Below are 11,938 nucleotides of genomic sequence, written 5' to 3' on the forward strand. Positions count from 1 at the left end.
AGTTATCTATTTAATAATATTCAAAAATACAAAATTTCATGAAGCATATAATTTCAGCATGCTTTTTTTTATTCAGTTTGTGTATGTCTGCTCAAAGCGTTACCATAACTGTAGATCAAAATGTAACTTTAAAAGAATTCTTCAAACAGATTGAAAATCAAACCGATTTTAAATTTGCTTTTACAGATCAAATTGATACCAACAAAAAGTATTTTAATCAAAAACATACTTTTAATAATATTGAAATCAGCAAGATAATTACAGAATTAAACCAAACTTCTTCTGTACAATTTTCTATAGTGGGCAACAATATTTTCGTTAAACAGAAAGGTCAAACTCAGAAACCTGCCAAAAAAAAAAGCAAGCTAACCGGTCACGTTCTTGATGATGAAAGACAGCCTGTTATTGGCGCTAATATTTATGTCAAAGAACTGGAAACTGGTGTTGTAACAGATGCCAACGGAAAATACAGCATTGATGTTCCAAATGGAAGTTATACCGTTCAGGTGAGTTATGTTGGTTTTAAAAATGAAGAAAAAAGAGTTTCTGTTTCTGATGATACTAAAGTCAATTTCAATATCGATTCTGACAGCCAGCAATTGGGAGAAGTTATTGTAATGAACAACAAAGCGGTTGACATTAAAACAACACAAATGAGTGTTAACAAGCTTTCGATGCAGGAAATCAAAAAAATTCCAGTTGCAATGGGAGAACCAGATCCTTTAAAATCGATTTTGACTTTGCCTGGAGTTACCAATGCTGGTGAAGCCTCTTCGGGTTTTAATGTTCGCGGTGGTGCAGCCGATCAGAATTTGATTCTTTTAGATGGTGCTCCTGTTTATGCAGATTCACATATGTTCGGATTCTTTTCTATTTTTAATGCTGATATTGTTAGCGGTTTAGATTTATACAAAGGAGGAATTCCGTCAAAATTTGGAGGACGTGTTTCTTCTGTTTTAGATGTGACGCAGCAAACTGGAGATTTTGAAGAATATAAAGTAAATGGAGGAATCGGGATTATTTCGAGCCGTCTTTTAGTTCAAGGTCCATTGCAAAAAGAAAAAGGTTCTTTTATTCTTTCGGGGCGTGCTTCATATGCACACTTGTTTATGAAATTGGCTGATAATAATAACTCAGCTATGTTTTATGATTTGAATGCCAAATTAAACTATCGTTTTAATGCTAAGAATAGTTTGTCTTTTTCTGGTTATTTTGGAAATGATGTATTTGATATTAATGACCGTTTTGCAAGTACTTACGGAAGTACAATGGGCATTTTAAGTTGGAAACATAAATTTTCTGATCGTTTAAACAGCAACTTGTCTACTTTTTACAGCGATTACAGATTTAATCTTGAAATTCCTGTTGAAAGTTTTAAATGGGAAAGCAACATTCAGAGCTACGGATTGAAATACAATTGGAATTTCCAACAATCTGAGAAATTCAAAATCAATTATGGCGTTGATGGGTTGTATTACAATTTCAACCCTGGAGTTGTAAAACCAACTTCTTCAGATTCGCAGTTTAATTATAAGCAACTGGATAAAAAGTATGCTTTAGAAGCATCTGCTTTTGTTGATTTTGAAAATCAAATTACAGAAAAACTGACTTTCCGTTATGGGCTTCGCTACAGCATGTTTTACCGTTTAGGAGACGAGACGATCAGCACTTACGAAAATGGTCAGTCTGTAGTCTATAATCCGTTATACAATATTTACGAAGAAGGAACTCCAAACGGAAGCATCACTTACGGAAAAGGAAAAACCATCAGCAAATTTGATAATCTTGAACCGAGAGCTGCCTTGTCTTATGCCTTTAACGACGAAACTTCTATAAAAGCGAGTTACAACAGAATGGCGCAGTACATTCATATTTTATCAAACACGCAGTCTCCTTTGCCAATGAGCATCTGGACACCAAGCGGACCTTTTACAAAACCTCAGCTTTTGGATCAGTATGCTATGGGTTATTTCAGAAACTTTAGAGATGGAGATTACTCTTTAGAAACCGAATTATTTTATAAAAATGTTCAAAATCGTATTGACTATATTGACGGTGCTGATGTTTTGGCTAACAATAATATTGAGCAAGTTATTTTAAACGGAAAAGCTAGATCTTATGGTTTAGAATTATTGTTTAGAAAAAATACTGGAGTTTTCACAGGATGGGTTTCTTATACTTTATCTAGAGCAGAACAAAAAACACCAGGAAGAACTCCTGAAGAGCCAGGAATTGCAAACGGCGATTGGTATTTATCTGGTTATGATAAAATGCATAATTTGAGTATTGTAGGAAGTTATGAATTGAATCCGAAATGGTCTTTCAATGGTAATTTCACTTTACAATCTGGTCAACCAGTAACGTATCCAAATAGTTATTATGAAATGGGCGGAATCCATATTCCGAATTATTCTTTGAGAAACGACAACAGATTGCCTCTTTTCCATCATCTTGACCTTGCGGCGACTTATACGCCAAAACCAGATAAAAAGAAAGGATGGCAAAGCTATTGGGTATTCAGTCTTTACAATGTTTACAACAGAAAAAATGCTGCTTCTATGAGTTTTACAACCAATGAAGATACGGGAGCAAATGAAACCAGAAGACTTTCGATTTTCGGAATTGTTCCTGGAGTTTCTTATAATTTTAAATTTTAATGCTATGAATAAATTGAAAAAATATATGGTAATGAACAGAGCACTGGCATTAATAAGTCTTCTTTTTGTTTTTTCTTTCGCTTCATGCGAAGATGTTGTTAATCTAGATTTGCCAACTGGCGAAACCAAACTGGTAATCGATGCCGAAATTATCTGGAAAAAAGGAACTGACGGAAAGGAACAAACCATAAAAATTAATAAAACAGCTCCTTATTACAGTGGTTCTACACCAAAAGTTTCGGGCGCACAAGTACGAATAGAAAACAGTAATGGAGATGTTTTTACCTTTAACGAAACCGAAGCTGGAGTTTATAAATGCACCAATTTTGTTCCTGTAATTGATGCCGATTATAAATTATTTATTGATGCCGAAGGACAAAGTTTCACAGCGGTTGAAAAGCTGACTTCTGTAACTCCAATAAATAAAATTGAGCAGAAAATTGTTCCTGATTTTGGCGGAGAAGATGTAATTGAACTTACTTACTATTATAACGATCCCGCAGATCAAATCAATTTTTACGTAACCGATTATCAAAGCGAATTCTTGATTTATCCAGAATATCAAATCACAAATGATGAATTTTATAACGGAAACGAAATCAGCACAAGATATTCTGATGAAGACAAAATGAAACCTGGAAATACCGTTACAATTACACATAGAGGCGTTTCTAAAAATTTCTATAATTACTGGAACTTAATTCTGGAAGCTTCAAGCTCAAATCCGTTTTCTGTTCCTCCTGGAAATATTCGAGGAAATATTGTCAATACAACCGATGCTAATAATTTTGCTTTGGGTTATTTTAGACTTTGCGAAGCTGATCAGGTTCCTTACTTAGTGCAATAAAATAATTTTGTATAAATAGAAAACCCCTTAAAAAATAATTTTAAGGGGTTTTCTATTTTAGTTTCTGTTATTTCTACTTAAAAAGTATCTTTTTTTCACCATATGCGAAAGAAGCAAAACCTGATTTAATCAAATCGTTCTTTGTACTTTTTAAATAGCGTATTCATAATTAAAAGTACAATTCCGACTCCTAATAAAACCAAAGCCCTAATTAAGAAATCTGCATTGGATAAGTCAAAAAACATGAGTCGTATAACGCAAATTCCGACCAAAGACAATGACACATATCGGAAATATTTTTCTTTAAGAAGAATGCCTAAAATCAACAATCCTAGAGATTCTAATATCCAGAAGAAAGTTAAGATTCCTTTATCGAATGTGAGGAACAAAAATAAACCAATACTAAAAGTAGCTGGATAAATAATGATGCTGTTTCTAAATTTAAAATCTTCAATATACTTATAGACAATAAAAACATATAATGCCAGTAAAGCAAAGATAATCAGGTATACAAATTCAAATTTAGCTTCAAAATAATTAAAACTTACAAAAGCCAAATGAAAGTTCGCCAATAAATAATACCCAATACTGATTTCCTTTTTGTTTCCTATTTTTTTATAATAAAGAATAATATTTACAATCGCAGTCGAAGCCCAAAACACCGGAAGCCATTTATGCTCTAACTGCGCAAACATAATGATGGAAAGCCAAAGATTAACGACAATCTGATAATCTACTTTCAATTCTTTTATAAAATCTTTTTTCTTGATAAAAATAGCCAAGACAATCAATAAAGCAACGCTTAATAGTTGTAATGCCCAATCGATCCAAGTAAAATCATTTAGATTTTTGATACTGTAAAAAGCAGAAACTAAAATCGGTAAAAGCGCAATAATTAAAACCGATTCTGGAGCTAAATTTACTTTTTTGTATAAAATCAAACCGAAATTTAAGATTGCCAAAAGCATAAATATCGGAGCTAAATAAGCTATTTCTACTTGAATGAATAATAAAGCTATAATCCATAGATTTTGAACAATCGGTAAAACTGAAATAAACATTTTACCTTCTTCTTTAGTACTTTTTACCTGTAAATAATAATAAATTACCGACATTAAAACACATAAGGTTTGAATACTGTAAAGTATAATTTTGCCATCGACATCATGAATGGCTTGATATATACTTAAAGCGATTGTTACTATTAATAATACAAACGAATAAATGTTGTAACGCTTGAATTTTTCGATTTTCTGAAAAATCCAAAAAGTCAATATAGCCAAACCTCCTAAATATATTGGAAGATAATTAATCTCAATACAAGAGAAACCAAAAATTAAAGCATTAAAAAGTATTAGCTCACAATTTAGCGTATGGAAACTTCCCCATCCAGAAATCACTTCGTTTGACTTGTTTCTTATTTTATTGGCAAACAAAATATAAACTTCAAAAGCAGAAAGTCCTAAAGCAATCAATCCGATTTCGATATTATTTAAAAATTGAGTGTTGTATAAAAACAAAGCGTTTCCGAATATTAAGAAAGCAGCACAAAAAAGATACAGCAGAACTTGATTGTCTGAAGAAAGCGTTTTTCTTTTAAATTGAATCCAAAGAAATTCATGATTTAATAAAGCAATTCCAATCCAAGGTAAAATTTGAACAACATTTCCTAAAAACAAGTATTTATAAGAGAGCGAAACTAACAAAGCATTTGCGCCAATTATACCGATTGTTTTAATGATACTTTTATCTGTGTAGAATTCTTTTACAAACCAGTTCGTTATGATTACAGAAACAATTCCTAAAGCATAAAAAATATCCGAATTAGATTTTGATTCTGTAACAATTAATACCACTCCTACTACAATCGCGATGTTTAAAAAAGTAAATCTTCCTAAATCAAATGTGCTTGTCTTGAATTTGAATCGCAAAAGGCACCATAACAAAGCAATAAACACAAGCGGATAATAGAACGAAACTTCGATCGTATGATACCAACTTATAAAAAAGAACATTGAAAACAGAATAGAGAGAATTCCGTTTAAACTCAAATCTTTCTTTAAAACAAAAGCATCTGTTTCTAAAAACTCTTTTCTTGCAACACAAAAAACAGAAACTAACAAAGTTGCCAATGTCATCACAATTAAAGAAGCAAAGACATTTGTAATGCTCGTTTGTATTGAGGACGTATTAATATGTAAAATAAAGAAGCCCAAAATAAATATTCCTAAAACATGATTGATTCCTAAAAATATTTTATGCAATAAAACTTCCTTGCTCTTGTAAACAATAATTAGACAGGTAACAACTAAGAAATACAGTCCGCATGCGATAATATCGTAACCTACTTTCCAATCATTAAGCATGAAAATGGTTAAGGCAAAAAGCACAAAAGAAACCATTCCGTCAAGATGATAAAGCCAGAAAATCTTTTTCTTTCTTGCAAAAAGTGTTGCAAAAAGACAAAGAATACCCGCTACAAGCAAAACAAAAATCTTGATTCTGCTTCCAGTTGAATGTAAAACCAAACCTAAAGCAAATAAAATCCAATTGGTTAAATGTGTTGCAAAAGCAGTTTTATCGAATCTTGTATTAGCATAAATACTTCTGTATTGCATATACATACAACTTACCGAAACCAAAACAATACCGATTATGGCAAAGATGTTTTGAGAATTACTTAACGCATTTGTGCCTTGTGTAAACCAAATATCAAATAGTATAAAACCAGAAATAACAATTAGTAAATGATATTCCCATTTTTCTTTGTACGATAAAATAATTCCCGCTGTTGCAGTGAGTGACGCTAATAAAAATGTGATTAAAAGTTTTTCCGGAATTACGCAAAGAATTAAAATACTTAAAATCGTATGAAGCGATAAAAAGGTTTGCTGCTTAATAATATATCCGACATATAAATTAATTCCAATTCCCAATCCGATAAGCGAATACGCAAGCGGAATATTATCTAAAAAGGTAAGCGCCGGAATCTGAGATGCACCAAAACAGCCAAATAAGAATAAACTTGCTCCAGCACTACGAAGCCAAAGTCCTGTTTTAAACCATTTTTCTTTTTTCTTTAAAAAATAATAGGATCCAACTAAAATTCCAGCGTACAGCCAAAGAATTAAAACACGGAACATTGGCGAAACTTTCAAGGCTGTATAAATACTCAGATAGCCAATTCCTAAAACCATAATGGCTGTTCCAAGAATTCCTGTCCAATTTTCAGCAAATTGCTGTTCTAATTTTTTCATTAAAACATAAAGAGCGCTTTCTGGATAATCTTGCTCTTCTTCAAGTTCTTTCGAATTATCGTCTACAACCTCTGTATTTATAGGAAGTGTTTCAAAATTTTCTACAAATTGAGGAGTTTCGTTTACTTCAATTTCGTTATACGAATCAGCAGTAATAGCATCTGAAACTAATACTGGTTTTTCTGAAATTTCTTCTGCTACAATATTATTTTCTAGAGAAATATCTTCAATAAAAGATACAGCATCTGGTATAATTAAAGGTATATTTTCGGGTATTGGCTCAGCAATTATTTCAACTTCATCTTTTACAGAAGTCAAATTTTCAGGTTTGAAATCAGGTTGTGTAAGCTGATTTTTTATTTCTTCAATTTCCTTTTTTAAGGTTTTATAGTCTTCCTTAATCTTTGTAAAAGAAGAATCTAAAAAATCATTTTCCTTCTTTAATTTCGAAAAATTATTAAATAAAATGACAACACAGGCAATTAATGATAAAAGAATAAAATTCTCCATAGGCTAGATTTTGAATCCGCTAATGTAAGAATTGTAATCTTAATTTAACATTCTAAATAAAATAGTTTTGTTATAAAACAAAAAATCAAAAAACATGCGTATTTAATGGCTTAAGCGCCAATGCTTCCATTTGATTTATCAATCTGATACACAAAATTCAATTTTGGTTTTTCTCCAAAATAAGCGACTTCTTCTTCCGCTATTTTTTTTGCTCCAACCCTTGAAATTGCAATTTGCGAACGGATATTCTCTGCTCCAATATGAAATCTAACTTTAGAAACATATTCAAAAAGATAATCCAACATTGTCTTTTTTACACTTAGATTAAAACCTTTTCCCCAACAAGAAACAGCATAAAAAGTGTAACCAATGAAAATACAATCTTCTTCTTTATTGAAATCGTAAAATCTTGTACTTCCGACAACTTCACCAGTTTCTTTATTTATAATTTTAAAAGCGCCTTTGCTTTGCATTGCACCTTCAAAAAACTTTTCAAAAACTTCTTTTTTCCATCGATCTTTGTTCGGATGCTGTTCCCAAATTTTAGGATCGGAAGCTACTTGGTATAATGCATCAAAATCTTTTTCTTCTAAAGGAGATAGAATGCAAAGATTGTTTTCTAAAATGGGTTGTAAATTAAAATTCATCTTTCTTATTTTTATAATACTAATTCTTCAAAAATTGGATCTTCCAAAAGCGAAGCGTACAGAGATTCTATAGCTTTTTTAGAACCGTGTATTTGCCATTCTAAAACAACGTGATCGAGATTACGGCGTTGAGTTAAAAGCTTCGATTTTATACCATAAGTTGAAAAAAATTCTTTACATCTTGCGTGACCCGCATCGGAACGCTTAAAAGTTATTCGTAGCGTTTTGTACTCATTGATGAGGTCAATTTTATCTTGAAGAACCGTTAGAAGAGTTAAAATCAAAAGAATCATAAGCGCCGCACAAGCCGAAGCAAAGTAATAACCCGCTCCTACGCCCATACTCACAGCCGCTACCGACCAAATTGTCGCTGCAGTTGTAATGCCCGAGACATGACTATCTGATCTAAAGATTACTCCTGCGCAAAGAAAACCCAGACCTGTTACGATATTAGAAGCAATACGATCTGGATTTCCTGGTCCGCCGATCCATTCAGACATTAAAGTAAAAAAACAAGCTCCGACAGAAATCATTATTGTGGTGCGAAGTCCAGCAGCTTTTCCTCTGTATTCTCTTTCGGCTCCTATTAAAGCTCCCCAAAATGCTGCTAAAAGCAATTTTATAATAATTTCTATATCCATGAGAATCGTTTACTATTTATCTAATTAAACTCGTTGGGTGAAATATACACTGATGGAACAGATACTCTGCTTTATTAATCAAACGTTCCTAAGGAGCGTAAAATCGTAATTCAAATTTGATTCTACCGACAAGACATTCCTACGGAATGAATTATTTCTAAAAAACCTAAATTCCAATAACTTCCTCTTCAATCAATCCTAAAATTTTACCGTAGGCAATTGCCGCTTTATGAACCTGAACCGTCCAATCTTCGGCAGCATTATCATCGGCTCCGTCTGAAATGTATTTTAAACTTAAAAATGGAATATTTTCTTTCATGGCGATCATCGCTAAAGCGTAAGCTTCCATATCAACAACATTATATGCATCAGAAAAATGTCCCATTTCGAAGTTGTCTCCTGTTCCGCAAATTCCTTCTGAAAGATTATCCATCAATAAACCGTATTCTAAAACTAGAGGCAAACCAGAAAGTGGCGTTTCGTATAATGCAAATCCCAAACCTTGAACATCCATGTCTCTTTGTACAAATTTGGTGCAACAGATTACATCTCCTTTTTGAAAACAGCTGCTTCCTGCCGATCCTAGATTTATAATTATAGAAGGCCTTTTCTTTAGAATCGCTTTTGTCAATTCGTAAGCGGCGTTTACTTTACCAATTCCTGTAATTAGGGTATTGTGACCTTTAAAAACTTCTGCGGCTTCAGATTCTAATGCAAAGCAGAATAATATATCTTCAACAGCAAATGACGCCGTTTGGTTAATTTGTATCATGCGTATTTATTTTCGGTTTACAAAAATACGCTTAAAAATTTACGTAGCTCTAACCTTAATTTAAAATCCAAAAAACACGTTAAAATCTGTTTTCTATGCTAATTTTTATTTTATAAAAAATACATTTGCGAGAACCCGTAAAAGAATCAAATCTTTAAAAAACCAGAAAGGAAAACTGAATGGATAATGAAAAATTTATTTTCTGTCTAGAAGGCGTTCGAGATATAGAGGATCACACTCCGACCAATGTGGTAAAATGTCTAGAAGAATTGGCTATTGACCAAGGTATTTCGAGCATTCATAAAACTTGCGATACAATTGAGGGTTTAGAAGAAAGTTTGAATATCTTACTCTATGAAGATCATAATTTTAAAGATTATGAAATCATTTATCTTGCGATGCCTGGTCAGGAAAATAATATCTGCCTTCATGATTATTATTACAGCTTAGAAGAAATTGCGGAACTTTTTGAAGGTAAAATGAAAGGTAAAATTATTCATTTTGCGAATCTTAAAATTTTAGATTTAAACGAAGATGAAGCGCAGTATTTTCTAGATATCACTGGTGCAAGGGCAATTTCAGGATATGGCTCGACTTATAATAAAATTGCCAGCTGCAGTACTATTGACAAAGCTTTTTTTAGCCTGTATCAGGAAAATGACAATCTGATTGAAGTGGTTGAGGATCTTTATGCTAAACATTACAATCTTTGCAAATTGCTTGATTTTAGATTATATTATTAAAAATGAAAAAGCAAGCAGAGAAAATAAAAACCTACGAACCAAAAGGATTTCGAGAGAAGTTTTTAGGAGAAGACAATCCTATCCATTTACTTTTCAAATCGAATTCTGACCATTTTTTCTGTCTTGAAATTGAGGAAATCATGCATATGCAGCATCCTGTTCCACCTTCAAAACATTCGTGTCATACCTTAATTTTTATTTCGTCAGGACAGCATGTTATGAAATTAGGCTATCAAGAATATACAACCACCGATCATGAAATAATCATGATTCCGGCAGGTCAGATTTTCTCGCTTGATAATGTCAAGAATATTCATAGCGGTTATATCTGCCAGTTTCATCCTGATGTCTTAATTAGGAGATACGGGAGCCGCGAATTGCTTAATGAATTTGATTTTCTAAAAATTTCGGGAAATCCTAAAATCAAAGTGGGGCCAGAAGATCTTACCGCTGTAACAAATATCTTGGAGCGATTGAAAAAGGAATATTCCGAAACAGCCTTCACTGATTTAAATATAGTGCAATCGTACTTAATTACTTTGTTTTATGAAATGAATAAACATGCTGTAAAACCTTCTAAAAGCATTTCGGCTGCAGAAGCAATTACAGCAAAATTTAAAGAACTGATTCACGACCAAATTAAAACCCAGCATCAAGTTAACTACTACTCTTCCTTACTTAATGTCACTCCAAACCATTTGAATAAATGTGTGAAAACAGTTACGGGAAAATCTGCTGTAAAATGGATTGATGACAACATATTATTAGAAGCCAAATATTTACTATTTCAAACGACGCTTTCTGTAGGCGAAATTGCAACTAAAGTAGGTTTTGAAGATCAATCTTACTTTAGTAGATTTTTTAAAAAAGCTGAAGGAATTTCTCCTATTAGATATAGAAAAATGATTGATAAATCCTAATCATGGATTATAGAATCCTAACAAATATGTAGGTGTTTTTCAGAAATTTGCTTCCTCAAAAATGCAAATTATGATTTATGTTTTTAAAACTTCCGTTGATAATCAGACCAAATTCGAATCGGCTTCTGCATTGTTAAATCAATTATTGCCACAATCTCAGTGGAATTTTGATCTTGAAGACTGCGATAATATTTTACGAGTAGATAGCGAATTGAATGTTACTGAATTACTTCAAAACAATACCCTTTTCGATTGTATCGAATTAGAATAAAACTTTACACGCCTTTTAATTTTTTAATGGAATCAAAATTATACCAAAACCGAACTTTTGAAACAATCGATTATTCGGAACAAAGCTTAGCCAATACTGAATTTGTAAACTGCGAATTCATTAACTGCAATTTTTCTAAAAGTGATTTAAGTAATAATGACTTTCTTGATTGCAGTTTTAAAAATTGCAATCTTTCTTTAGCGACTTTGCGAAATACTGGATTGAAAAACATTAAATTCATCGGCTGTAAATTAATGGGTTTGGACTTTAGCGCGTGCAATAGTTTTTTATTTTCGATGAATTTTCAAGATTGCATTTTAGACTATTCTACTTTCATTTTTAAAAAACTAAAGAAGACCAATTTCATAGATTGCTTTTTAAAAGAAACCGATTTCTCGAATACCGATTTATCTTTAGCAGTTTTCAAAAACTGTGAACTTTCTGGTGCCACTTTCGTGGAATGCATTCTGGAGAAAACCGATTTTAGAACTTCAAGAAATTATGCTTTTGATCCGTCAGAAAATAAAATTAAAGGAACAAAAGTTTCACATACAGCACTTGCAGGTTTACTTCAAAAATTTGATTTATCCATCGAATGATTTATTAGTATTCAGTCGCAGTCTCAGTAACCAGCTGGTTCTGTGACTGAATACTGAGACTGCGACTGAAAACT

General features: G+C 32.2%; 10 protein-coding genes. 6 read left to right on the top strand and 4 right to left on the bottom strand.

Translation table 11 applies throughout. From position 1 onward, the window contains the following. The first annotated feature begins 38 nt into the window (after positions 1-38). Positions 39-2,657 (top strand): TonB-dependent receptor, encoded by a 2,619-nt coding sequence (locus QLQ96_RS00760; protein WP_482493863.1) that lies wholly within the window; start codon positions 39-41, stop codon positions 2,655-2,657. Positions 2,658-2,661: 4 nt separating this feature from the next. Then, positions 2,662-3,504 (top strand): DUF4249 domain-containing protein, encoded by an 843-nt coding sequence (locus QLQ96_RS00765; RefSeq protein WP_482493865.1) that lies wholly within the window; start codon positions 2,662-2,664, stop codon positions 3,502-3,504. Between the two features lie 125 nt (positions 3,505-3,629). On the opposite strand, the gene QLQ96_RS00770 is transcribed toward QLQ96_RS00765, so the two are convergent. The 4 genes from QLQ96_RS00770 to QLQ96_RS00785 all read right to left on the bottom strand — a co-directional run bounded on the left by QLQ96_RS00770 (position 3,630) and on the right by QLQ96_RS00785 (position 9,331). Next, on the bottom strand, positions 3,630-7,271 hold the full coding sequence (locus QLQ96_RS00770; RefSeq protein ID WP_482493866.1) for a hypothetical protein: 3,642 nt from the start codon (positions 7,269-7,271) through the stop codon (positions 3,630-3,632). 110 nt (positions 7,272-7,381) lie between these two features. After that, positions 7,382-7,918 (bottom strand): GNAT family N-acetyltransferase, encoded by a 537-nt coding sequence (locus tag QLQ96_RS00775; RefSeq protein ID WP_482493868.1) that lies wholly within the window; start codon positions 7,916-7,918, stop codon positions 7,382-7,384. Positions 7,919-7,929: 11 nt separating this feature from the next. Then, entirely contained in the window at positions 7,930-8,559 is a 630-nt protein-coding gene (locus QLQ96_RS00780) for an MgtC/SapB family protein (protein ID WP_482493870.1), read from the bottom strand. A 166-nt stretch (positions 8,560-8,725) separates the two neighbouring features. Continuing rightward, positions 8,726-9,331, bottom strand: coding sequence for a 5'-methylthioadenosine/S-adenosylhomocysteine nucleosidase family protein (locus tag QLQ96_RS00785; protein ID WP_482493872.1), 606 nt, complete (start codon positions 9,329-9,331; stop codon positions 8,726-8,728). Between the two features lie 179 nt (positions 9,332-9,510). Here QLQ96_RS00785 and QLQ96_RS00790 point away from each other — a divergent pair, with 179 nt between their 5' ends. The 4 genes from QLQ96_RS00790 (at position 9,511) to QLQ96_RS00805 (ending at position 11,864) form a co-directional block, all read left to right on the top strand. Continuing rightward, positions 9,511-10,074, top strand: a complete 564-nt coding sequence (locus tag QLQ96_RS00790) for a DUF6642 family protein (protein WP_482493874.1) — start codon at positions 9,511-9,513, stop codon at positions 10,072-10,074. 2 nt (positions 10,075-10,076) lie between these two features. After that, positions 10,077-10,994 carry a helix-turn-helix domain-containing protein gene (locus QLQ96_RS00795; RefSeq protein WP_482493876.1) on the top strand — a complete coding sequence of 306 codons (918 nt, stop codon included), beginning with the start codon at positions 10,077-10,079 and terminating at the stop codon, positions 10,992-10,994. 70 nt (positions 10,995-11,064) lie between these two features. Then, the gene (locus QLQ96_RS00800) at positions 11,065-11,265 is read left to right on the top strand and encodes a hypothetical protein (RefSeq protein WP_482493877.1); all 201 of its coding nucleotides are present in this window, start codon (positions 11,065-11,067) and stop codon (positions 11,263-11,265) included. Next, positions 11,247-11,864 carry a pentapeptide repeat-containing protein gene (locus QLQ96_RS00805; RefSeq protein WP_482493879.1) on the top strand — a complete coding sequence of 206 codons (618 nt, stop codon included), beginning with the start codon at positions 11,247-11,249 and terminating at the stop codon, positions 11,862-11,864. The genes QLQ96_RS00800 and QLQ96_RS00805 overlap by 19 nt, the downstream gene beginning before the upstream one ends. The last annotated feature ends 74 nt before the right edge of the window (positions 11,865-11,938 follow it).

It is taken from the genome of Flavobacterium sp. B167r (genome assembly GCF_056824315.1).

Coding starts and splice junctions, on each gene's coding strand:
- QLQ96_RS00770 (WP_482493866.1), bottom strand. CDS start 7,271: ATGGAGAATTTTATTCTTTTATCATTAATTGCCTGTGTTGTCATTTTA.
- QLQ96_RS00760 (WP_482493863.1), top strand. CDS start 39: ATGAAGCATATAATTTCAGCATGCTTTTTTTTATTCAGTTTGTGTATG.
- QLQ96_RS00780 (WP_482493870.1), bottom strand. CDS start 8,559: ATGGATATAGAAATTATTATAAAATTGCTTTTAGCAGCATTTTGGGGA.
- QLQ96_RS00775 (WP_482493868.1), bottom strand. CDS start 7,918: ATGAATTTTAATTTACAACCCATTTTAGAAAACAATCTTTGCATTCTA.
- QLQ96_RS00795 (WP_482493876.1), top strand. CDS start 10,077: ATGAAAAAGCAAGCAGAGAAAATAAAAACCTACGAACCAAAAGGATTT.
- QLQ96_RS00790 (WP_482493874.1), top strand. CDS start 9,511: ATGGATAATGAAAAATTTATTTTCTGTCTAGAAGGCGTTCGAGATATA.
- QLQ96_RS00765 (WP_482493865.1), top strand. CDS start 2,662: ATGAATAAATTGAAAAAATATATGGTAATGAACAGAGCACTGGCATTA.
- QLQ96_RS00785 (WP_482493872.1), bottom strand. CDS start 9,331: ATGATACAAATTAACCAAACGGCGTCATTTGCTGTTGAAGATATATTA.
- QLQ96_RS00800 (WP_482493877.1), top strand. CDS start 11,065: ATGATTTATGTTTTTAAAACTTCCGTTGATAATCAGACCAAATTCGAA.